The organism is Streptococcus sp. SCPM-O-B-15277 (M60) (genome assembly GCF_058200335.1).
This window is the reverse complement of sequence record NZ_JBYQGR010000002.1, coordinates 312,115-335,795: the sequence shown is the minus strand read 5'-3', so window position 1 is coordinate 335,795 and position 23,681 is coordinate 312,115. Positions and strand designations below refer to the sequence as shown.

Below are 23,681 nucleotides of genomic sequence, written 5' to 3'. Positions count from 1 at the left end.
TCTACCTTGTCAACTAGTTTTTTTAAAATTAGTTGACAAGATTCTAGGTACACAAGTAGATGAGTAACTGCTATTACAATTCAGCAATTTGATTCAAGTTTACTTCTGCTACTGTATCATTACCAAACATTGAAATAATCATTTTCACTTTGTTATTATCAATTTCAATAATTTTTCCTGTGTAATCAGCAAAGGCACCATCAATGATTCGAACTGTTTGACCAACTTCAACATTGATATTGAATTCTTGAACCGTTTGTCCCATTGATACCAAGATATCTCTGATTTCTTGTTCCAAAAGCGGAGTTGGTTTAGATCTGTTTCCGTGTGAGCCGACAAATCCCGTAACGTTTGGTGTGTTGCGAACTACAAACCAAGCTTCATCAGTCATAACCATTTCCACAAGGACATATCCTGGGAAGCGATTTTCTTCAACTTCTTTTTTCTTCCCATTTTTTTCAACTTGCACAGTTTGAGTTGGAATTTCCACACGTAGGATATTATCCAACATATTGTATGTTTGTGCACGTTGCAAGAGATTTTCTTTTACTTTATTTTCATAACCAGAATATGTTTGTAGGACAAACCATCCTTTATCAAAACTATCCATCTTTTTTCCTTTCTTAATGGTAAACTTCTTTCAGCCTATTTATACTATCTTAAAAAATGTTAATGAATCGGATTAATCCGCTAACGATTAACTGGTCAAAAATATAAATGATTACAACAAAGAAGGCAGTGTATTCCATGATAGACTTGAAATCTACCCAACTTTGTTTTCGAGTTGGCCAAGTTGTATCTTTAAGAAGTGTAAAGATATCCTTTATAAAACCCATTCTTATCTCCTATCTCGTTTCTCGATGTGTTGTGTATTTACCACAATGTTTACAAAATTTATTTACTTCTAAGCGAGTCGGTTTTGGATTCCCACTAATTTTAATTGAGTAGTTTCTTGAACCACAAACCGCACAGGCTAAACTTGCTTTTTTAAGTGCCATAGCGCCTCCATCCTATCTATTATAACAAGAATCCTTGTCTTTGACAAGTTAAATTACACTCTGCATTTTCCTATTTTCAAAATAAAAAAGCCTAGGAATAATCCTAGACTCTATTTTACATTATTTTCCGAGGTAGTATTCAGAAACAACGTTCAAATTTTCGTCAAATTCGAATACCAATGGTGGGAAGTTAGGGATTTCCACATCCATGATTTCATCGTCTGACAAGTGTTTGATGTGTTTTACAAGGGCACGGATTGAGTTACCGTGTGCTCCTACGAATACATTTTTACCGTCTTTAAGAGCTGGAGCGATTTTATCTTCCCAGAATGGAAGAGCACGTTCCAAAGTAACTTTCAAGTTTTCAGCATCTGGAATCACTGAGTCGTCAAGTGAAGCGTAACGACGGTCAGTGTGAGCTGAGTATTTGTCATCACGAGGCATTGCAGGAGGCAATACATCGTATGAACGACGCCAAATGTGAACTTGTTCATCACCAAATTGTTCAGCAGCTTCAGCTTTGTTTTTACCAGTCAAACCACCGTAGTGACGTTCGTTCAAGCGCCATGATTTTTCAACTGGAACCCAAAGTTGGTCAGATGCTTCAAGAGCAAGGTTAGTTGTTTTGATTGCACGTTTCAATACTGAAGTGTAAGCTTGGTCAAATTCAATACCAGCTTCTTTGATCAATTTACCAGCATCGATAGCTTGTTGAGTACCTTTTTCAGAAAGATCTACGTCAGCCCATCCTGTGAAAAGGTTAGCTTTGTTCCATTCAGACTCACCGTGGCGAGCGAAAACCAATTTTACCATTAGTTGGATTCTCCTTTTATTTTTCGAGGTTGCCCTCGTTTATCTATTCTATTTTACACAATTTTTCACAAAAAAGCTAGTTAAAATCAACGAAAAAGAGAAGAGCTCTTGGACTCTTCCCTAAAAAATAATTTATTCTTCAATTCTAAATTGTTTCAAGCTTGCTAGGTACAACGCTCCACCAATGACAAGGACGATTCCACCAATCCACCCAAGGAAAGGAATCAAGGCAACTACAGATCCAACGATAAATAGAATCGATGGTGCTAGTGAAATACGATTGTCATCCTTATAGTAGACAAGTGAGAGGATTCCAAGAATGAGGGTTGCAATTTTCACTAAAGAGAAAACAATGAAAATAATGCCCAAAATTAGCCCTGCAGCATCTTCGTCTTCAGAAATGGCTGCAAGAAATACCATAAAAATCGGTAAGAAAGCTAAAATTGCCCCTGCAATAATACCAATAAAGCCATCTACTTGTGCTAGTGTTTTTGTCTTCATAAATATCTCCTTTTATTTTAATAAGGTATATTATACCATATTTTTAATAAAGTTTTTATTTTTTAAAAAAATACAGGAATTTCTCCTGTATTTTTGTTGGATTATTTAGCTTCAAATCCTTCTGCCACTGCGTCCTCAAAGTTTTCTTCAACGATGTTTGCACAGTGATCACAGATAGTTGCATTATAGCTACGTTCTGCAGTTGTTGGATCGATACGACGGCAACGGTCACAAACTTCACCAGCTGCACGGTCAACTGTGAAGGCCACATCTTCAAAGGCCACTGCACCTTCTGGAGCTGGTCCTTCTGCGATGGTCAATTTAGAGACGATCAAGAGTTGGGCTACATTGCTATCAACAGCTCCAAGAAGAGTTTTCACCACTTCATTTGGATAAACTGTCAAGTGAGCTTCAAGTGATTTACCAATCACTTTTTCATTACGTGCTTCTTCCAAGGCTTTTTGAGCTTGTCCACGGAAGTCCATAAAGGCTGCCCATGTATCCAAGATTTCTTCTTGATTGGCAAAAGTTTGAGCTTCAGGTAATTCTGACAATTGAACGAAGTCTTCTGCTTCAAACTCAAGATATGACCAGATTTCTTCCGCAGTGTGAGGAAGAATTGGAGTCAAGAGTTTGGTAATTTTCACAAGAATGTCGTAGAAGACAGTTTGCATTTGACGGCGTTCAAGAGATTTTGCACCTTCGATGTAGACAACATCTTTGGCAAAATCAAGGTAGAAGGCAGACAAATCAACATTGATAAAGTTCACCAAAGCCTTATAGATTGTCAAGAACTCGAAGTTTGCATAAGCATCACGAATGGTCTTAACAAGTTGGTTAAAGCGGATGGTCATGTACTTGTCAACTGAACGTAGTTCTTCGTAAGCCACTGCATCTGTTGTTGGATTGAAGTCAGAAGTATTAGCAATCAAGAAGCGAAGCGTGTTACGAATCTTACGATAAGTCTCAGAGACTTGGCTCAAGATATCCATAGAGATACGTACGTCGTTGCTTGAGTCCACACTAGTTACCCAGAGGCGCAAGATTTCCGCACCAAATTGTTTTTCAACGTCACTTGGAGCAATGGTGTTTCCAAGTGATTTCGACATCTTCTCACCTTTACCATCAAGGGCAAATCCTTGTGACAAGATTTGTTTGTAAGGTGCTACGCCATGGTTGGCAACAGATGTAATGAGTGATGAGTTGAACCAACCACGATATTGGTCTGAACCTTCAAGATAGAGGTCAGCTGGGTATTTGAGTTCTGGACGGTTGACCACTACTCCATTCCATGATGAACCTGAGTCGAACCATACGTCCATGATATCTGTTTCTTTCTTGAACTCTCCATTTGGAGAACCTGGATGGGTAAATCCTTCTGGCAAGAGGTCTTTGGCATCACGTTCCCACCAGATGATGGAACCATGTTCTTCAAAGAGTTGAGCTACATGCTCGATGGTTTCAGCTGTCATGATAGGTGTTCCATCTTCAGCGTAGAAGATTGGAAGCGGCACACCCCAAGCACGTTGACGAGAAATCACCCAGTCACCACGGTCACGAATCATATTGTAAAGACGGACTTTACCCCACTCTGAGTGGAACTTGACTTTTTCAATTTCGTCCAAAATTTCTTGACGGAATTTTGAAACTGAGGCAAACCATTGTGGAACTGCTCGCCAGATGATTGGTTTTTTCGTACGCCAGTCAAATGGGTAGGAGTGAGAGATTTCTTCTTGGGCAAGTAGCAAATCACCAAGTTTTTCAATAACTGTTGGGACAACCTTATCATAGAATTGGCCTTCAAACTCAGCGCCTGCGTTAGCCATCATGATACCGCGTTCGTTAACAGTCACAGCAACTTCTAGACCATTGGCAACACCGACATTGTAGTCATCCTCACCAAAACCAGGGGCTGTATGGACAATACCTGTACCAGAGTCTGTTGTAACGTGATCACCAAGGATAACAAGTTCATCTACTGCAGTATCCCATGGGTGCTCTGTCACGATATGGTTCAATTCTTGACCACGGTAAGTCGCCAAAACTTGAACATCCGCCCAACCAAATTTTTCAGATAAGCTGTTCAACAATTCAGCAGCAACCACAAACTTACGAGCTTCACCAGCAGGTTGAACCAAAACGTAATCAATATCCGCACCAACAGTCAAACCACGAGAAGCAGTAATGGTAAATGGAGTTGTTGTCCAAACGACGATGTAAGTATCTGTATCAAGGACACCTTTACCATCTTTTACCTTGTTGGCATAGTAAAGGGACGTAGAAACCAAGTCATGGTATTCAATTTCCGCTTCGGCAAGCGCAGACTCAGATGACCAAGACCAATAAACAGGCTTCGCTCCACGGTAGATATAGCCTTTATTCGCCATTTCACCAAAGACACGGATTTGCGCTGCTTCATAGTCAGGAGTTAGTGTTACATATGGATTTTCCCAGTCACCTGAAACACCCAAGCGCTTAAAATCTTCGCGTTGTTTATCTACTTGAGACAGAGCGTATTCACGGCAAAGTTTCAAGTACTCAACCAATTCCATCTCTTTGCGTTTAACGCCTTGTTTTGCCAAAACTTGCTCAATTGGCAGACCATGAGTGTCCCAACCTGGAATATATGGTGCGTAAAATCCTGACATAGACTTAGAACGAACAATGATATCTTTTGAAATCTTGTTCATGGCATGTCCGACGTGGATGTTCCCGTTAGCGTATGGAGGGCCATCATGAAGAGTGAAATGTGGTTTTCCTTCATTTAATTCTTGACGACGTTGGTAAAGTTTAGCTTCGTCCCACTCTTTTTGCCATACTGGCTCTTTGGTTGGAAGTCCGGCACGCATTGGAAATTCTGTTTTCCCAAGGTTTAGTGTTTCTTTTAGTTTCATGATTACTCCTTAATGTAAATTGACAATATAAAAACCACGACTCGCAAAAAGGACGAAAATCGTGGTACCACCTTTGTTCGGAAAAAGACCTAGTCTCTTTCCCTCTTTTCCCGTAACGTGGGCAACGTCAAATCTTACTATTTTCAGATTTGATACTAAGAGAGGATAAATTTACCAACAGGGATTGTAGGACTTCCACCATCTCCTACTCGCTAGAAATTTGATTGATAAATTCTTGTTCTCTAATGAGATTCTTATAAAATTAGAACTGATTCTTGTTGAGAATTGGCATCGTCTTGAGATTCATTCTCATGCGATGGTTCAACAGGAGTTTCAGCCACTGATTGAACTTCAACTTCAGTTTCACTTGACTCTTCAGCAGCCTGTTCTGATTCTAACAATTCCTTGTTAGCTGCTTCAATACGTGCCTGAAGTTCCGCAACTTCTTCTGGAGAAAATTGACGAGTCATGTCAATTGGCTCTTCATCATGGTATGAAGATACATCTTCACCTAGAACTTCTTGGACGACTTCCTTGAAAGCTTCGTCGCTAGTTTGCAAATATGTTGCAGTCGGACGCAAAATTTCTTCCCAATCTGATGAATCAACAATAGCCAACTGACTTTCGATTGTTGATTTCAAACGTTGGTGGAAGACGCGACTCTTGTTCTTCAACTCTTCAGTTTCTACAGCAACTTTTTTAGCATTATCTGTAGCTTGTCGCAAAATTTCATTGGCTTTATACTTAGCTTCATCAAGTAAACGTTGAGCATCTTGCTCAGCCTGCTTAATGATGTTATTAGAGCGGTCATTCGCAGCTTGTTTTACACGTTCAGCTGTATCTTGAGCAATCAAAACTGACTGACTCAATGAATCTTTGATTTCGTCAAAATAAGATAAACGCTCTTCTAAATTTTTAATGTGCTGTTCTTTTTCATGATTACTACGAACCAAGTCTTCATAGTCACGAACAACAATATCTAAAAATTCATCAACTTCTTCACGGTTAAAACCTCTAAACTGAACGCCAAAGGTTTTATCCTTAATTTCTAACGATGTAATTGGCATATTTTTCCTCACTTAATTAATAAAAAATAGAATCATTGATTGCTTCTGGTTCCTGCTCGTTTGTTACTGTTCTCTTAGGAATATCATTCGTATAATAGGAAAGACGTTCTTCTAGTTTTTTGATATAGAGTTCAGCTTCATCTTTAGATCGAATCATTTCCTCTAATTCAAAATATATCTTATCTAGAAATAGGTCAACCTCTTCCTGATCGTAACCTCTGAATGTTCTTGAGAATTCTTTATCACTAATTTCTTGTGGTGTAATTGACATGTTTATTCTCACTTGCTTAATAGTAGCTGGACTGTTAATTTTTTCTTATCCTTTTTGGTCTGACCGTTTTCTTTAAGTAAAATCATTCGTCCAAAGCGTCTGACACTGATTAAATCACCAATTTTTACCGGATAGTCAGATTTTTCAACTATGTGATAGTTGACCTGAACCAACTTTTTTTCAACCAGAGTCGAAGTTTGGGAACGAGATAATTTCAAGATACTAGATAAGAAGGTATCCAGACGAAGGCTTGAAACCAAGACTTCTTTTTCTTGATAATCATCTTTAGACTCTATCATTTCTGAAAAAGGACGCTCTACCAAATTTACAGGCAACTTGGAAATTTTTTGAATTCCATCCTGAAACAGGGTGGTAAATCTCTGATCGACAATTATTTGAGCCCTCTCATCTGTTACCAAGATGTCGCCAAATAACTTACGATCAATACCTAGTCGATTGAGAACTGTTCCCAATATCTTTGAATGGGTCAGTTGCTGAAACTTGCTGGGATACAGAATCTCAAGCAAGGTCATTTCAAAATCTTCCACACTTGGCATGAAGTAATCTGGCGCTAAAATAACCCTAGCGTACTCTGAAGAGATATAACTTGTACTAGAGAAGACTTTTATCCCTCGATTATTTCCCAACGTTTCCAAGATAAATACTTGGTGAGGATTTATAAAAGGAGATAAAATCGGTGCATAGTGCTCCTCGACTTGCCTCAACCATTCCAAGCCCTTATCGATGAATGGAATATCCTCAGTTGCGAAATGTTGGTAAAGCTCCTTGCTCATAATACGACCAGCAAATTGATGAGATAGCGGCTAATCATGCGTAAGAGAATTAGGGCAATCCAAACAGAGAAATCCAAACCTGCGATTTGAAGAGGTAGACGTTTTAGAGGTTCAAGAATTGGTTTACACAAAGTCTCTAAAAATTTCCCCAACTGTGTGTTATAGGCATTTGGAAACCATGATAATAGAGCAAAAGCTACAAGTATCAGTGAATAGATATCTGTAGCATTTTGGATAAAACGAATTATTAGAAACATTAACGTACTCTATTTCTCTTCATGTCAAAGTCGTATTCTTCGCTTTGAGCTTCTTCAGGCAAACGAATATCCTCAATGTTGACCACAACACCTACTGGTGTCAAAAGATACATTGTGTTCGCAACTTTTCTTAACTCACCAGCAAGGACATGACGTGCTCCATCCAAGTAATCCAAACAACGACGAGCTTGAACTTCTGTCATATATTGGAAGTCAATCAAGATACTTTCATTTCCTGCCAACAAATCAACAATATCAGTTGCATCTTCGTAACGGCGTGGGTAACGAACATCGATGGTTACTTTTTCAGTACTACGATGACTTTCCATAGCGAGTTGTTGCTGACGAGCATGAAGTTTTGTAATGTTTTTCTCTTTTGCTTCAACTGGAGAAGATTCTTGAGCAGCGGCTTGCTGTGGTAATTCTCTTTTTTGAGGGACCGAAGCTAGTGAACGTTCAGGTTGTGCAGCTACAACTTCTGAAGCAACTTCATCTCCATCTTCTGTAAAGTAATCTATAAATTTATCAAATTTATCTTTTAATGACATGATTAATTCCTATTTAAAAAATGCTGTACCAATTCGAACGAAAGTCGAGCCACACTGAATCGCTTCTTTATAGTCACGGCTCATTCCCATACTTAGTTCTGTCATTGGCATATTGGGGAGTTGTTGTTCACGAATGTATTGTTGCAACTCTTGCGTTTCTTTAAAGATTTTTTGCAACTCTTCTGTTTGGGCTTCAAAGGGAGCCATGGTCATGAGACCAACATACTCGATTTTATCCAAGCTAGACAAGTCTGGCAAGACTGTCAATAGTTCTTCTTTTGAAAAACCATGCTTGCTTTCCTCTCCAGAAATATTGACCTGCAAAAAACATTTAACAGTACGATTGGCACGTTTTTGAATCTCTTGAGCCAATTTCAAAGAATCTAAAGCGTGAAAATAATCAACATAAGGAATGATATCCTTGACTTTTCTTCTTTGTAAGCTACCAATCAAGTGCCAAGTAACATCTTTATCACTTAAAGCATGATACTTCTCAAGAAATTTGTCGACACGGTTTTCACCAATGTGTTTGACTCCTTGGTCAATCAAATTTGCTGCAGTTGCAATATCAACATATTTTGTTACGGCAATTACAGAAACCGAATCGTCTTCACGGCCGGTTTCTTGAATTGCTTTTGTAACCTGTTGAAATACCTGATTTGTGTTTTCTTTTAAATCCATCTCTATTAACGGTTTTTAAAGAATGGTGGTGTTTCCAACTCATCTTCGTCAGAAGATGGTGCTTCGAAACGCTCAACTGGAGATACGACTGATTCACCTTGACGAACAATTGAATCACGTCTCAAGTCCCAATCACCAAAAGCTGATGCTTTAGGCGCTTCAGTGTGACGTTGTGAAGGAGTTGGAAGTTCAGCTGTTTCAGCCAAATCAAAATGACGGTCATAAGTGTGTGTATGTCCAGATTTTACTGGTTCACGGAATGATGCTTGTCTTGGTTGTGGCGCTACAACTTTGTCGACTGTATCTTGACGTACTCCAGTAGCAACAACCGTTACACGGATTTCATCTTTCATTGATTCATCAATAGAAGTACCGAGCCAGATGTTTACGCCATGTCCAGCAGCTTGATTGACGATTTCAGAAGCTTCTTCCGCTTCAATCAAAGTCATATCCAAACCACCAGTTACGTTAACGATAACATCTTCTGCTCCATCAATTGTTGTTTCAAGAAGTGGTGAGTAGATAGCTTTACGAGCCGCTTCAATAACGCGCTCTTCTCCACTACCAATACCAATACCCATAAGGGCATTCCCTTTGTTTGCCATTACTGTCTTCACGTCAGCGAAGTCCAAGTTGATTAAACCAGGATTTGTAATCAAATCTGTAATCCCTTGAACACCTTGGCGAAGAACGTTATCTGCTTCAGACAAAGCTTCAAGAAGTGGAGTTTTCTTGTCAACAATTTCTAACAAGTTGTTGTTTGAAATAATCAAAAGAGTATCAACATGCTCGCGAAGTTCGTTAATCCCTTCAACTGCGAATTGACCACGTTTGCTTCCTTCGAAACCGAATGGACGTGTCACAACACCAACAGTCAAAGCACCTAAACCTTTAGCGATACGAGCGATAACTGGTGCAGCCCCTGTACCAGAACCACCACCCATACCAGCAGTGATGAAGACCATATCTGCACCACTGATAGCTTCAGTTAGAACTTCTTCGCTCTCTTCAGCAGCCTTACGGCCAATTTCAGGCTGTCCTCCAGCACCAAGCCCACGAGTTAATTTAGGACCAAGTTGGATAACTGTTTCAGCTTTTGTACTGCTCAAGGCTTGTACATCTGTGTTGGCTGCGATGAACTCAACACCTGAAACGCCTTCGTCAACCATGCGGTTAATGGCGTTTCCACCGCCACCACCGACACCAATTACTTTAATTACTGCACCTTGTGCTGCTGCTGTATCAAATGAAAATGTCATATTTTATTCCTCTATCCTATTCATCAAACATGCTTCCGATTAAGCTACGGAATCGCTCAGTTAATTTTGGTTTCTCTTCTGATTGATTTGGAGTTGTTGAGTCAGCAGCATAAGTTGGTTCTGCTGATTCAGTTGAAGTTGTACCAAACACTGAACGTTGAGAAGCTGCAGGTTTTTCCTGACTTGAAGTTCTGAAGTCAATTGGTTGTTGACGCAAAACTTGATCTCCTCTGATAGCTCTTTGAGCCAAAACATTAATTTCTGTAAGACTTCCAGCAAATTCAGACAAACTAATTACATGAGCAAATGCAGGATTGCGGATACCCACTTGGTTTGGAACATAAAGTTTCACACGAACTCCAAGTACTTCCTGGGCAAGCTCAACGACACCCGGCAGAATAGCATTTCCACCAATCAGAGCAATACCACCTGGCAAGTCCAACAAATGTCTTCTTTCCAAATCTTGTTTGATTTGTTCAAAGATATGTTTCAATCTAGCTGAAATAATTTGAGCCAAGTATTCTTCTGTAACTTCAACAGGTTCTACTTCACCAATCACTTCAACTTGGAAAGTTTCTTTGCTTGCAAGTTGCGGATAAGCTTCACCGTAGTTAAGCTTCAAACCTTCTGCAATCTTCTTAGAAGTTTTAAGAACTTTTGAAATGTCTTTAGTGACGTAATCGCCACCTTCTTGGTAAACATTTGTGTATTGAAGTTCTTGATTACGGATAGTAGCAACACTTGTTTGGCCACCACCCATATCAATAACAGTCGCTCCAAACTCACGTTCGCCTTCGTTAAGAACAGAGTTTACAATTGCAAGCGGTGAAATAATCACGTTATCGACTTGAACTCCAACACGTTCTACAGTTTTACGAAGGTTGTGAAGAATGGTTCTTGGACCTGTATAGAGAAGTCCACGCATTTCCAAACGAACACCCATCATACCACGAGGGTCACGAATGCCTTGGAAACCGTCTACTACAAATTCTTCTGGCACAAACGTAATCACTTCACGATCAGGTGTCATGCTCTTTGTCAAAGCTGATTTGACAACATTCTCAACATCTTGATCTGTAATTTCTTTTGTATCTGATGTTACAGGAATCATTCCTTGAGTTGGTTCCACTTGCAATAAGTTTGCTGGAAGTCCAACATTTACTGATTTGATTGAAATCCCTGCTTTTTCTTCTGCTTGAGAAATAGCAGATTTGATAGCCGTTGCTGCGGCTTCGATGTCAACGATAATCCCATCCTTGACACCTTTACTTTTGGCGTTACTAACACCGATTACATTTACTTCACCATCTACAAGCTCGGCAACTAACACTTTAATTGAGCTCGTTCCAATATCTAAGCCTGTAAAGAAACCATTTCTAGTCATTACATTGCGTCCTCTCTATCTTCCAAGTTTCACACTTTGATTTTTTTAATAGCTACAAGAAGGCATAGCTATTCACAGAATATTATATCACAAAAATCCGATTCGTGGCTATTTTTTTATGATTTTATCGAAGGTTTTTCATTAAATTTATTTTAATATTCTATTACAAGTCCATCTTTTTTACTTTTTCTTTAAAAAACAGTGTAAAACAGTCAAACTAACTGAAAAATGGTTATGAAATTTATTATATTTTCCAAGATTTTTCATGTTGCTGTTCCCATTTTCATAATTGAATAGAAATCTTAATAGTACTCCTAAAAATGAATTATTTATATTCATTTTTTATACTAGATTTATCATCTCTTTAACAAAAAAGAAGTCTAAAAAAGACTTCTCATTTCGTTAATTCTTTTAGAGCACTAGTTAGATAAAAACCTTCTCTGATTTTCTTACCGATATGTTTGGCATTCCCGACCAAACCTTGATAATCGGATTCTGATAGATTCTCAATCGTAGTTTTTATATCATGAAGCGACTCTACTGCAATCCCACAGTCATTTTCAAGGACAAAGTGAGACAAGGCTGACTGACACCAAACCACTAAAGGAAAACCGGATGCCAAGTATAGAGACGCTTTGTGAGAATTGTTGAAGCGAAGGTACTCACCAAAGACACCACTGCATGTTTCAGCACTATCGCCATCCCAGACAAGTCCAAAGCCACCCTCAAGGGCCGCAGGTAGTTCGTCAGGTAAGAAAGAACCAAAGTAGGTTTCGTTTAAAAGAGCTCTATTCTCATCAAAGCCGACACCATAGAGATTATAAGAAGGTTCTACAGGAAGTTTATAAAGATAACCCGCTTTTTCCTGAGCCAAATTACCTGCTACAATGATTGGTTGTTCCTTGGATAATTTTTCTTTTTCTATGAAGCTCGGAATGAGATAATCAAAAATGTCCAAGCTTACAATTTTTTTCTCAGAAAGACCTTGCTTCACCAAAAATGATTTCATGATTGGGTTATGAGCAACAATCCCATCAGCGACGCCCAAAAGACTAGATTCTTGGAGACGAACTCGAATCTTATGCTTCAAAGGTACTGTATCCAAATTCGCATAGCGTAAAGCTTCCAAATCATGAATAATAAAGTAGACTTTCACCCCTCTTCGCTGGATTTTTCTTACCAAGCGAGTGGTGAAAAAACTATGATGGAGCATAGGAAATTGAATCAATAATTGATCCCCTGATTTCAACTGAGAAAAAGCTTGAGCTAGAGCTTTCGCCTTGTGTTGTTGGGCTTTAAAGGTTCCCATTTGGTACCAATCATCAACTGTTAACAACAAAGGTTGATAACCTTCTCGTTTGACGATCTCCTCGACATCATTTCTAGCCTTATTTCCGGCGTTACGAGCACCAGAATCTTTTAAAAACTCTTCTTTTAGAAAATACTTCATGGATCTCTGTTTCTTTCAATCAAATTCATTTGCTACGACTTCCAAAGCACGCTCAATGACCACGTGCATATCGTAGTATTTATAGTCTGCTAGGCGTCCACAGAAGATGACCTTGTCATTTTTGGCTGCTTCTTCTTGATATTTAGCAAACATAGCGTTGTTCTTTTCATCATTGATTGGGTAGTAGGGTTCATCCCCACGTTTCCAGTCAGCTGGGTATTCACGGGTGATGACTGTCTTCGACTGGGTTCCATACTCGAAGTGCTTATGCTCGATAATCCGAGTATAAGGAATCTCACGCTCGGTATAGTTGACTACAGCATTCCCTTGGTAATTTTCCTCATCCAAGATTTCGTGTTCAAAACGCAGGCTGCGGTACTCCAACTCCCCATGTTTGTAATCAAAGTACTGGTCAATCATCCCTGTGAAGACTACTTTTTCTGCTGATGCTTCCAGCTCTTCACGATTGGCAAAGAAATCAACCCCAAGCTCTACTTCGACGTCGCCCAACATGTTTTCAATGATGACGTTGTAGCCACCGATTGGAATCCCTTGGTAACGGTCGTTAAAGTAATTATTATCAAAGGTCAAACGAACCGGAAGACGTTTGATGATAAACGGAGGAAGGTCTGTTGCAGAACGTCCCCATTGTTTTTCTGTATAGCCCTTGATCAATTTTTCATAGATGTCCGGACCAATCAACTTGATGGCTTGTTCTTCCAAGTTTTTAGGCTCAACATCTTTCATATCCGCCGTTTGCTCGGCAATCTTGTCTTTGACTTCTTGGGGAGTCTTGGTCCCCCACATAGCGTAGAAGGTATTCATGTTGAAAGGAAGATTGTAGAGGCTACCCTTGTAGTTAGCCACTGGTGAGTTGATATAGTTATTAAATTCAGCAAACTGGTTGACATAATCCCACACTTTTTTGTTGGAAGTATGGAAAATGTGAGCGCCATACTTGTGGACATTGATGCCCTCAACATTTTCACAGTAGATGTTTCCACCGATGTGATCACGCTTGTCAATCACTTTTACTTTTTTGCCACGTTTTGTAGCTTCGTGTGCAAAGATTGCTCCAGACAAACCTGCTCCAACGATTAAATAGTCATACATATTAAAACTCCGTTAATAAACTCTACAATTTCTTATTAATGCCGACTCAGGATCAGCAAAGGTTAGTTGTTTTTTAGAAAGGTATCATTTCATGTATTAGACCCGCCTAAAATTTTGTACTAGAGCTAGGTCGCATTTAATGCAATAATATCATTTGATTCTTTTTTGCTAAAAGTATTTGTCGTAAATAGTAAAAACATGAATATATTATATGTAGGAACAAACCAAAAGGCTTCAATCATACAGTTAAAAGCAATCAATGATAAAATCGCAACGAATAAATATTGACCATCCTTATACTGTTTTCTCGAGGCGACAACATAAATTACGATCAATAGGACTACAGGAACTATTCCATATGTAAACAACATCTGCACATAAGAAGAATCCACATAGTTATACCCAATTACAGATTCTGTTTTTCCACCTGATCCGATAAATTGAACGTTTCTAGTCCCAAATAGATGCACTTCAAATGTAGTAAATGCATTCCTGCCTAGAGCCAGCCTTCCCGTAATTAATTTGTTTATCGATACTAAAAATGGATCAGACCATGAAAACTTGTATGATAAATAGGTAACAACTGAAGCGAAGACAACAACCGAATAAGGTAGCAAGGCAAAAATTTTTAATTTTTTCCCCTTGCTAAAATAAAAATAAGTGAAAATAACCGTCGCTAACAAGATTGACAAAGCATTTAAACGTGCATCACAGTATTTTATAATAAAAGCTGATAGCAAGAAGCCAAACAGAGTTCTGGTCCATATCAATTTATCTTTTAAAAGATAAGAAATTGCTAAAAATAGATAGAAGCAATGTGATGCAAAGTCCGTAGGATAAATAAATCCAAACGAATTTCGAATAACGCCCGCACGATTATACTGCAAGTTAGGAACCATGCCAACCAGCGATAAAAGAAAAACACCAACTACGAGAATACCAGCTACAACCACATAGTTTCTCAAAACTACTTTCATATCTACATTAACCAAGAGGACTAGTAGCATCGAATAGACTAGAAAATTAAGTCTGTTCGTTTGAAAATACACTAAAACCCCTGAAAGCAACAATAGAATAGAAAGTATTAAATATTTGTATGAGACTCGCATTTTATACAAAAAACGAAGCCCTAAAAGCAATACAACAAAAAATAGGAAATTTACTTTGACTTGAAAAAAAGTCCTATCCAGCATCGTAGTTGATATGGTATTAAAAAACACCACTACAGATACAACAATGCTGACTAGTAAGTTTTCAAATTTAATTTTTATCATATTTTTTGAAAAAGAATCATACAGGGTGAATTATAAGAAAAAGAAATATCGAATTGAATGAGAAAAATAGTATTTCTTTAATCCCCTAGTTCACTTATACTCTTCTATCCTCCCTTTCCTAACTATTTAATCAACCAAAGCGAATTTAATCTTTACAAGAGTTTATTTCACAATAAAACTATAAGCTACTGAGATCTCTTATTTATTCCATACAATGTCACTTATTCAATAACTGCCGTTTCAACTCTTTTGGACTAATTACTTTTAAGAATAGTATTTGAGAAATGTAAATCACCGATCCTATTACAGCAAATACCATAACATTTATAACAGGCGTAAAATTCACTGTAGTTTTTACAACGAATAGTACACCGTACATGAGAGCTGATGCTCCTATAATTTTAACTGTCGAAGCAAGAAAAGGCACTTCCTTTAAATAGTTTCTTGTAAAATATAGTTGAATAGCCCATACTAAAGCTTCTGTTAATACAGAAACAATGGCTGCTCCGATATAACCTAATTTAGGTAGTAATAATAAATTTAAACCGACACTCACAATAGCTGGAATTGTTGTCGAAATCATAAATTCTTTATTTTTATTATGTGGAATCAATATTTGAATCCCCATAATATTTGTCCAACCAATAAAGAACATTCTAAAAATCATAATTGCTATCGCATACTTAGCATCTTGGAAATCCTGTCCTAAGAAAAATTGCACGAAGTCATCATTAACAATTAACATTCCTGCAATAATAGGAAAAATGACTAAATTGTATATTAAGAAAGACATCTGATGCATTTTGTTTACAGCCTTGTGATCTCCAGTAGATAGGAGATTGGCAACACGAGGAAGCATCACACTTCCTAATGAAGTCACTAGTGTAAGCAAAATATTGACCAATTTTAAGGCTTGGTCGTAAATCCCGACGTCTTTAGTTGAAGCTAATGCTCCTAGCATAGTACGATCCAAAGTAACATATAGCGAAATAGCTATTTGAGGCAAAAACAAGAGAATAACTGGTTTCAAGTGTTGTTTAGCATAGGTCCAATCAAAATGTGGTTTCCCGATAAATTCTCTAGCTGGCAACCACATACTAAACTGCCCCAATAATTCAAATATTGTTAGCAAAAACACATAAAGATATAAATCATTTGCTGATTTTACAAATAAGAAGATTGAAATGACACCGACCAGTTTAACAGTAATATTTCTAACTGTTATCTTGCGAAAATCCTCTAACCCTTGAAATAACCAGGAGATATCCATCCCTTTAGATACCAGACTTAAGCCCAAAATATATGCAACGGGATTTTGCATAAATGACAAGGACAGACATAAGAGAATGTATAAGCATATCGACAGAATGGTCGCACCAAACTGCAAAGTGTAGATTCCCCAAAAGTTTTTTCGGATATCTTTACGATGGCCTGAAATTTCTTTTGTTCCATAATTGGCCACACCCAATGTTGCCAATAAAATAAAGTAGGTAACAATGGAATTGAAATAACCATAAGTTCCTAAATCAGATGAGCTAAACACCCTGGTTACATAAGGTGTCGTTATAATGGGAAGAATTATCACTAGTAGCTGGTAAGAGAGATTATATGCATAATTCTTTAAAACCTTCATTCTTACCTAACCCATCTTCTCTCTAATTTTTTCATACAGTTTTGGAGAAACCAAAAGCATCAAGTATTTCACTTTATTTTTCCCTGTTATATTTGGATTAGGAATAATATCGTTAAAATATCTAGTGTATTCTTTTCTGATTTTATTAACATCCAAATACATATCTGAACTGAGCATAGCATGGACAACATGTAGACCATTAAAGACGTAGCGGACATTTAAAGCTCTTCTCATTTCCTGATCATTAGGATAGTCTCTTTCAACATAGGCTCTGTTCCATTCCATAGCCTTGTAAAAATTCAAGAGACGTTCACTATACTTCGAATTAACAGTACTTCCCATGCGTCGGTAGTACTTATAAACACTTCTATGCCCAACCGCAATTTCAGTACAGTAATGAATATGCTCGTAAGCCATCGCTAAATCTTCGTATATCATTCCCTCTGGATATGGATACTGAAGTAAAATCTCTTTCTTGTAGAGTTTACCACCTGGATGTGTTCCAACACTATTTCCGTAAAACATACGAACAAGGCCTGTATAACGGTCTAGTTTTTCACTGTTTTCAAGAGAAATGTCCTGAGTATTCAATTCCGTTTGATAAGTTCGTACTTCAACAATTGATGTTACGACTAAATCAACTGCGTATTTATCTCTTAAAGCAACTAAATACTCGACGGCTTTCAAATCGTAATAATCATCAGAATCTAAAAACATAATCCAATCAGAAGATGATGCTTGGACTCCAATATTTCTGGCACGAGATTGACCTCCATTAACAATATGAAGTACTTTAATACGCTCATCTTCCTGAGCATACTGATCACAAATTTCTCCAGAATGATCTGTAGAACCATCATCTACCAGTATAATTTCTATATTTTTATAGGTCTGTTGTCGTAGACTATCTACACAATAGCTCAGACAGTCTTCAACATTGTATACTGGAACAACAATAGAAACCTTATCCATTATGATAATCCTTCCAAAATGATATCGACGATTCTTTCACAAGCCTTTCCATCTCCATACGGGTTGCTAGCCTTACTCATCTTGTTATATTCTGTTTCATCTTCCAAAAGCAGTTTAAAATTCGTATAAATATTTTCTTCTTCCGTACCGACTAATTTCAATGTTCCAGCAGCAATCCCCTCTGGTCGCTCTGTTGTATCTCGCATGACCAAAACTGGTTTCCCTAAGGATGGCGCTTCTTCCTGTACTCCACCTGAATCTGTTAAAATCATATAGCTTTGATTCATAAAATTATGGAAATCGATGACTTCTAAAGGTTCAATGATTTTCATACGTTCATTATCGCCGAATACTTTACTTGCCAATTCACGAACTTTAGGATTTTTATGAATTGGGTAAACAACCTTAACATCCTCAAATTCATTTAAAATGCGATTAACGGCATTAAACATATGCTCCATTGGTTGCCCAAGATTTTCACGTCGATGAGCTGTCAACATAATCAATTTGCTGCCCTTGGCCCATTCTAAAATTGGATGGTCATAGTCTTCTTGAACAGTTGTCTTCAAAGCATCAATAACGGTATTCCCGGTTACAAAGATATTCTCTCTTCCTTCTTTTAGCAGATTTTCCTTTGCAACTTCTGTCGGGGCGAAATTATAATCTGCAATAATGGAAGTGGTTTGGCGGTTGAATTCTTCAGGGAACGGACTTTGAAGATTATAAGTTCGCAAACCTGCTTCCACATGCCCAACCTTGATACCCATATAAAATGCAGCTAAAGCCGTAGCAAAAGTCGTAGTTGTATCACCGTGAACAAGAACGATATCAGGATTTTCTTGTTCAAGCACAGCTTGAATCTTATCTAGAATACTAGTCGTAATTGTAAAGAGAGTTTGATTGGCCTTCATAATCCCCAAATCATAATCTGGAACGACCTTAAAGACATCTAAAACTTGCTCCAGCATTTCCTTATGTTGTCCAGTTACACAGACAATAGTCTTGATTGAATCATTTTCCTTCAACTCATTTACTAACGGACACATTTTGATTGCTTCTGGACGTGTCCCAAAAACCAACATTACTTTTTTCATTTTGGTTCTCCCTGTATTTCTCTATACAATGCTCGATAGTTTTCCAAAAACATAGGATAACTAAATCTGTTTTCATAGTCTTTTTTTGCTTGGCTAGCAAGTTCCTGTCTTAGTGTTGCATCTGTAGCTAATTTATCAATAGCAGATGCTAGAGCAGCAGGGTCTTTTGCTGGGACTAAAACCCCATTTTTATTTGTTACAACTTCGTTTAATCCCGGTATATCCGTCGCAACTAAGGTTTTACTATTCATAAATGCCTCAATGGCAACTAAACCAAATCCTTCAAATACTGAAGGCAAAACACAAAAATCAAAACTATTGATACATTCGACGATATCCTTGCGATATCCTAAAAAAATTACCGAATCTTGAAGATTTAGTTCTTTAACCTTGTTTTCCAACTCTTCTCGAAGCTCACCTTCACCAACGATAAATAATCGAATATCCTTAATAGTCAGTAAAGACATAGCATCAAGGAGATAAGTCAAGCCTTTTTGCTCAGATAACCTAGCAATACAGCCAAGTTTAATCCCACCATAACTGATAATCTCATCGACCTGGTCATCCGTTTCTTTTAAAACGACTCCATTATAAATAACCCTGCTATCAGTAATACCTACATCTTCTTTTAAGTTTTTATTTACAGCTTCTCCCACTGCCACACTTTTAGCATTTTTTAAAGCAAATCCATATAGAGGCAGTTTATCTTTAAAGACATTGTGGGCTGTATAAACGTGTATCAATTTTGGATGAACAAGTTTTAATAAACGGATATAAAAAGCAGCCATCCGATGATGAGTGTGGACTATTGTTATCCCTTTTTGTTTGATAATCTGGTGAATACTAAAGAGTAGCTTTAATACCGTCACAGGATTTTTACTATCGATATCTAAAATTTTATGATGTTGAATCCCTTGAGCAGCCAGTTCGCTCTCCCAAAGCCCACCCGTAGATGCGACATGAACACTGTCAAACTCATCTTTTAAATCTGAGCTCAACTGGTAAACAATACGCTCTGCACCACCTATATCCATGGTACGCGAAATATGTAAAATACTATTTTTTCGATTTTCGTTTTTCATCTAAAACTCGCTTAATAAAAGTGGCATTCCCTACAAAATAACGTTTAAAGAGGCGTCTAGGTTCATTTGCCACGCGGAACAGCCACTCAAGATGCGCATTTTGCATCCATAAAGGAGCTCGTTTAATATGGCCAGATAAAACGTCAAAACTACCTCCGACTCCCATAAAGACAGAATTAACACCTTGATCCATAAATTTTTGAATGATGTATTCTTTCTTAGGAGAGGTGATCCCAACAAAAACAAAATCAGGATTTTTCTCACGAATGTCTTCTTGAATGCCATATTCATCTTCTTCAGAAAAATAACCATTGCGATGTCCAAGAACTCGTAAATTCGGATAATCTTTCTTAAAGATTTCCAACATATCTATTAAAACTTCTTCCTTGGCACCAAAAAAATAAACCGAATATGACTTTTCATTGGCTAAATGGAGCAACTTTTGCATCAAATCAATCCCAGCGACTCTCTCAGGAACTTGATAACCCAAAAAACGGGAAGCTAGAACAACTGAAGCACCATCTGCATTAATGATTTCAGAATCGTTCACTATCTTTTTAATCGATTCATCTGTTTGGCATTGATTAATTTTATCTGCATTCACTCCCATTAGGTGGAGTGGACGTTGTTCAAGAACAAATTTTTCAACGGCTTGGACAGTTTCGTCCATTGTTAAGGGGTCAATTCTGACCCCCATTAAATCAAAACTATTCAATTCAATCTCCCCACGTAGACTCAAAATGACCCTTACGCTCAGCTTCTTTTGGCAGTTGCATGTAATCACCGTATATTTTTGTCAAATATTCATCGGGATTTGCATGACAACTTATTTGTAAACTTTCAAATTCTAGTAATTGCGGTTCCCCAAACACTTCTTTTCTTGCGAGTTCACGTTCTCGATAGGAACCCAAGACATTCCCGACCATAGTACTAGTCTCGTAATCATATTGTTTGATGATACTTTGCAATTTTTTATTAATTTTTGAAGTGTTTAAAAGTTTATTTAATTTTAAACTTTTTGAAACTTTTACAATCGCATTTTCGAACGAGCCTCTATCTCTCTCATGTATACGATCGATAACAGAAATTTTAGATAAAGCACGATAGAATTTTATTTTATTCGTATGCAACCAGTAATGGATTCCGTCTTCTGGGTAACCATCTAAGGGAAAGATATCAATAAAAGGACTACACCATTCATTACCAAATTGAATTTGGATTGAAGTATCCATAATCGAAGTATTACCTAGATTATCATCGTGAAGTCTTAAAATAACACTTTCAGGAAGCTCTTGTTCACAAATTGTCAAGAATTTTTCATAATCTTTTCTAGGCATTCCTAAATCCATATCATCATCCCATGGGATAAATCCTTTATGACGAATGGCACCGAGTAATGTCCCACCCAAGGCGTAATAACGCAAATCATGTCTTTTACAAAGATCGATATAACTTTCTAAAAGTGTTAACTCTCCTAATTGAATTTCTCTCACTTTATTCATAGAATCATTTCGCTCCATCTCTCATCAACACTACTTTTACTGTTTTTAATAAAATTTCGAAGTCTTTCCAAATTGTCCAATCATCGATATAAGCTACATCTAGTTTGACAACATCGTCAAAGTTGGTAATTCCACTTCTACCACTAATTTGCCATAGCCCAGTAATGCCTGGTTTAAAACTCAATCGGCGTTTTTGTTCAGGTGTGTATTTTTCGTATTCATCAACCGTTGGAGGGCGAGTCCCTACTAAGCTCATGTCCCCAATCAGTACGTTCCAAAACTGTGGCAACTCGTCAATACTAGTTTTACGTATAAAGCGTCCAATTTCTGTAACTCGAGGATCATTATCCATTTTAAACATACCACCTTGCATGGTATTTTGATCCATCAATTGTTGCTTGATTTCTTCCGCATCTACCCTCATAGATCGGAACTTATAAAAAGTGAAATAGCGACCATTTTTACCGACTCGGGTTTGAGAAAAGATTGCTGGTCCACCATCTTTTCGAATCATTGGAACAAGGACTATACTTACAAGTCCACAAATGATTAGCCCAACAATTGCTCCTAAAATATCAATGATTCGTTTGGCAATAATATGACTCGGTTTATATAAGTTTGTAGAAAAAGTTACTACATTTAAACCAGCCATCTCATGAATTTGCTTATTTCTACCTAAATTTTTATCAAAGGCATTTAGATTGACTGTAACATCAATTCCCATTGTTTCAAATTGTGAAATAATGCTACCGATATCATAATCCTCACTAGGTAGGTTTACAAATACTTCGTCTACTACCTCATGAGTTGCATAATTAATGAGGTTTTCTCGAGGAATAACCGTTACTTTACTGTGTTTAAAATCCGGTTTATCTAGTACACTTACAGCAACAAGTTTTCCGCCAACATCACTTGCAGTCAACAAGCGGTCTATCACTTTCTCAATTCGAGATGTCGCAGTAATCAAAATGATTTTACGACTTCCCTTTAAATTATGGTTAAAATGGACCCAATATTTTTTGATAACAAAACTCAGAAAATAATTAAACACTCCGTACAAAGACAGGAAGTAAATCATACCCCTTCTAGAAATCACAAATTGATTTTTCAGAAAAAAACTAGAAAAACTAATCAGCAATGCAAAAAAGATGATGTATTTTACTATTTCTATCAATTCGGCGGATTGACTACGTTTAAAAAAATCCTTACCGTAGCCACTGATATAGAAGGCTGCAAAATGAAGAAAATACAGAACAAAAACCGTTTTTGCAACAATTTCTGTTTCAGATACAGAGATTAGTATATAAGCTAATATACTGACCAGTATACTCTGTATAAACGCTAGAGTTACGTTGTAGAAACCCCTTCCTTCCATTTTTTTCTCCCTTATTACCTACTTATTTCTTTCCGTAGGAACCGTAGTTCCCATATGATCCGTAAGAACCATATTTTTCAAGCTGAATATTAAATTTATTCAGAATAACTCCTAAGAATGGTGTTCCTGTTTGCTCTAACTGATCTTTCGCTTTTTGAACTTCTCTCCGTTTTGTTGCAGAGGCTTCAGTCACCAGGATAGAGGCATCACATTTTTGTACGATAATAGCCGCATCAATGACAACTCCTATAGGGGCTGTATCTACAATGATATAGTCAAAATATTTGCGTAAAGTCTCAATCATCGCTTCAAATTTTTCACTTTGAAGAAGAGCAGTTGGGTTTGGTGAGACAGCACCTGATTGAATGACAAACAAGTTTTCTACGTTTGTTTCACACAAACCATGAGATAGATCTTTGGTTCCTGATAAGTAGTCTGTCAAACCTGTAATTTTTTCTCGAGACTTGAAGACACCTGACATGACTGAATTACGAATATCGGCATCGATAAGGAGTGTCTTATAACCTGCACGCGCGAAAGCCCAAGCTATATTGGTTGAAGTGGTCGACTTCCCTTCTCCAGGTCTAACCGACGAAAGGGCAATCACTTTGAGGCCATCTCCACTCAACTGGATGTTGGTCCGTAGTGCGTTATAATACTCCTCAGCTTTTTTTACAGAGTTTAATCGTTGTTGTGATAATTCTAACTTTGCCATATTT

Annotated in this window: 25 protein-coding genes, 1 pseudogene and 1 other annotated feature; all 26 genes and pseudogenes read right to left on the bottom strand. The window is 37.6% G+C overall.

Features of this window, described 5'->3' with window-relative positions:
* Positions 1 to 73: 73 nt before the first annotated feature.
* A complete protein-coding gene (gene nusG / locus AC3E9F_RS05070) occupies positions 74 to 610 on the bottom strand; it encodes a transcription termination/antitermination protein NusG (RefSeq protein ID WP_263394427.1) in 537 nt (178 codons plus the stop codon).
* 49 nt (positions 611 to 659) lie between these two features.
* Positions 660 to 836 (bottom strand): preprotein translocase subunit SecE, encoded by a 177-nt coding sequence (gene secE, locus AC3E9F_RS05065; protein WP_004254104.1) that lies wholly within the window; start codon positions 834 to 836, stop codon positions 660 to 662.
* A gap of 9 nt (positions 837 to 845) precedes the next feature.
* Positions 846 to 998: a 50S ribosomal protein L33 gene (gene rpmG / locus AC3E9F_RS05060; protein ID WP_001809375.1), complete on the bottom strand. Its 153-nt coding sequence runs from the start codon at positions 996 to 998 to the stop codon at positions 846 to 848.
* 120 nt (positions 999 to 1,118) lie between these two features.
* Positions 1,119 to 1,811 carry a phosphoglycerate mutase gene (locus AC3E9F_RS05055; RefSeq protein ID WP_214262779.1) on the bottom strand — a complete coding sequence of 231 codons (693 nt, stop codon included), beginning with the start codon at positions 1,809 to 1,811 and terminating at the stop codon, positions 1,119 to 1,121.
* 132 nt (positions 1,812 to 1,943) lie between these two features.
* On the bottom strand, positions 1,944 to 2,312 hold the full coding sequence (locus tag AC3E9F_RS05050) for a hypothetical protein (protein ID WP_004254107.1): 369 nt from the start codon (positions 2,310 to 2,312) through the stop codon (positions 1,944 to 1,946).
* Between the two features lie 101 nt (positions 2,313 to 2,413).
* Positions 2,414 to 5,206: an isoleucine--tRNA ligase gene (gene ileS / locus AC3E9F_RS05045; protein WP_263394426.1), complete on the bottom strand. Its 2,793-nt coding sequence runs from the start codon at positions 5,204 to 5,206 to the stop codon at positions 2,414 to 2,416.
* Positions 5,207 to 5,251: 45 nt separating this feature from the next.
* Positions 5,252 to 5,464, bottom strand: a binding site (T-box leader).
* Positions 5,461 to 6,273, bottom strand: coding sequence for a DivIVA domain-containing protein (locus AC3E9F_RS05040; RefSeq protein ID WP_263394425.1), 813 nt, complete (start codon positions 6,271 to 6,273; stop codon positions 5,461 to 5,463). Its footprint overlaps the feature before it by 4 nt.
* A 16-nt stretch (positions 6,274 to 6,289) precedes the next feature.
* The gene (locus AC3E9F_RS05035; protein WP_263394424.1) at positions 6,290 to 6,544 is read right to left on the bottom strand and encodes a DivIVA domain-containing protein; all 255 of its coding nucleotides are present in this window, start codon (positions 6,542 to 6,544) and stop codon (positions 6,290 to 6,292) included.
* 8 nt (positions 6,545 to 6,552) lie between these two features.
* Positions 6,553 to 7,338, bottom strand: a complete 786-nt coding sequence (locus AC3E9F_RS05030) for a YlmH family RNA-binding protein (RefSeq protein ID WP_263394423.1) — start codon at positions 7,336 to 7,338, stop codon at positions 6,553 to 6,555.
* On the bottom strand, positions 7,335 to 7,595 hold the full coding sequence (locus AC3E9F_RS05025; RefSeq protein ID WP_006153053.1) for a YggT family protein: 261 nt from the start codon (positions 7,593 to 7,595) through the stop codon (positions 7,335 to 7,337). Before AC3E9F_RS05025 ends, AC3E9F_RS05030 begins: the two co-directional genes overlap by 4 nt.
* Positions 7,595 to 8,143, bottom strand: coding sequence for a cell division protein SepF (locus AC3E9F_RS05020; RefSeq protein ID WP_263394422.1), 549 nt, complete (start codon positions 8,141 to 8,143; stop codon positions 7,595 to 7,597). The genes AC3E9F_RS05025 and AC3E9F_RS05020 overlap by 1 nt, the downstream gene beginning before the upstream one ends.
* 9 nt (positions 8,144 to 8,152) lie before the next feature.
* The gene (locus AC3E9F_RS05015) at positions 8,153 to 8,824 is read right to left on the bottom strand and encodes a YggS family pyridoxal phosphate-dependent enzyme (RefSeq protein ID WP_263394421.1); all 672 of its coding nucleotides are present in this window, start codon (positions 8,822 to 8,824) and stop codon (positions 8,153 to 8,155) included.
* A gap of 5 nt (positions 8,825 to 8,829) precedes the next feature.
* On the bottom strand, positions 8,830 to 10,083 hold the full coding sequence (ftsZ, locus tag AC3E9F_RS05010) for a cell division protein FtsZ (RefSeq protein ID WP_263394420.1): 1,254 nt from the start codon (positions 10,081 to 10,083) through the stop codon (positions 8,830 to 8,832).
* A gap of 16 nt (positions 10,084 to 10,099) precedes the next feature.
* Positions 10,100 to 10,300 carry a cell division protein FtsA C-terminal domain-containing protein gene (locus tag AC3E9F_RS05005; RefSeq protein WP_414294089.1) on the bottom strand — a complete coding sequence of 67 codons (201 nt, stop codon included), beginning with the start codon at positions 10,298 to 10,300 and terminating at the stop codon, positions 10,100 to 10,102.
* A pseudogene (gene ftsA / locus AC3E9F_RS05000) lies at positions 10,276 to 11,467 on the bottom strand (cell division protein FtsA); the annotation flags it as partial. The gene AC3E9F_RS05005 and the pseudogene ftsA, both read right to left, overlap by 25 nt.
* A gap of 394 nt (positions 11,468 to 11,861) precedes the next feature.
* The gene (locus AC3E9F_RS04995) at positions 11,862 to 12,917 is read right to left on the bottom strand and encodes a glycosyltransferase (protein WP_263394419.1); all 1,056 of its coding nucleotides are present in this window, start codon (positions 12,915 to 12,917) and stop codon (positions 11,862 to 11,864) included.
* 15 nt (positions 12,918 to 12,932) lie between these two features.
* A complete protein-coding gene (glf, locus tag AC3E9F_RS04990) occupies positions 12,933 to 14,030 on the bottom strand; it encodes a UDP-galactopyranose mutase (protein ID WP_263394418.1) in 1,098 nt (365 codons plus the stop codon).
* A 125-nt stretch (positions 14,031 to 14,155) separates the two neighbouring features.
* Positions 14,156 to 15,304 carry a polysaccharide polymerase gene (locus AC3E9F_RS04985; RefSeq protein WP_263394417.1) on the bottom strand — a complete coding sequence of 383 codons (1,149 nt, stop codon included), beginning with the start codon at positions 15,302 to 15,304 and terminating at the stop codon, positions 14,156 to 14,158.
* Between the two features lie 217 nt (positions 15,305 to 15,521).
* A complete protein-coding gene (locus AC3E9F_RS04980) occupies positions 15,522 to 16,937 on the bottom strand; it encodes a flippase (RefSeq protein WP_263394416.1) in 1,416 nt (471 codons plus the stop codon).
* Between the two features lie 6 nt (positions 16,938 to 16,943).
* Positions 16,944 to 17,909: a glycosyltransferase family 2 protein gene (locus AC3E9F_RS04975; RefSeq protein ID WP_263394415.1), complete on the bottom strand. Its 966-nt coding sequence runs from the start codon at positions 17,907 to 17,909 to the stop codon at positions 16,944 to 16,946.
* Complete coding sequence (gene wecB, locus AC3E9F_RS04970; protein WP_263394414.1) at positions 17,909 to 19,003, bottom strand: non-hydrolyzing UDP-N-acetylglucosamine 2-epimerase; 1,095 nt, start codon at positions 19,001 to 19,003, stop codon at positions 17,909 to 17,911. The genes AC3E9F_RS04975 and wecB overlap by 1 nt, the downstream gene beginning before the upstream one ends.
* On the bottom strand, positions 19,000 to 20,085 hold the full coding sequence (locus AC3E9F_RS04965) for a glycosyltransferase family 4 protein (protein ID WP_195184121.1): 1,086 nt from the start codon (positions 20,083 to 20,085) through the stop codon (positions 19,000 to 19,002). Before AC3E9F_RS04965 ends, wecB begins: the two co-directional genes overlap by 4 nt.
* A complete protein-coding gene (locus AC3E9F_RS04960) occupies positions 20,060 to 20,782 on the bottom strand; it encodes a WecB/TagA/CpsF family glycosyltransferase (protein WP_195184138.1) in 723 nt (240 codons plus the stop codon). The genes AC3E9F_RS04965 and AC3E9F_RS04960 overlap by 26 nt, the downstream gene beginning before the upstream one ends.
* 19 nt (positions 20,783 to 20,801) lie before the next feature.
* Positions 20,802 to 21,587 carry a LicD family protein gene (locus tag AC3E9F_RS04955; protein ID WP_195184122.1) on the bottom strand — a complete coding sequence of 262 codons (786 nt, stop codon included), beginning with the start codon at positions 21,585 to 21,587 and terminating at the stop codon, positions 20,802 to 20,804.
* A 4-nt stretch (positions 21,588 to 21,591) separates the two neighbouring features.
* The gene (locus tag AC3E9F_RS04950; RefSeq protein ID WP_195184123.1) at positions 21,592 to 22,962 is read right to left on the bottom strand and encodes a sugar transferase; all 1,371 of its coding nucleotides are present in this window, start codon (positions 22,960 to 22,962) and stop codon (positions 21,592 to 21,594) included.
* A 22-nt stretch (positions 22,963 to 22,984) separates the two neighbouring features.
* On the bottom strand, positions 22,985 to 23,677 hold the full coding sequence (locus AC3E9F_RS04945; protein ID WP_263394413.1) for a tyrosine-protein kinase: 693 nt from the start codon (positions 23,675 to 23,677) through the stop codon (positions 22,985 to 22,987).
* Between the last annotated feature and the right edge of the window lie 4 nt (positions 23,678 to 23,681).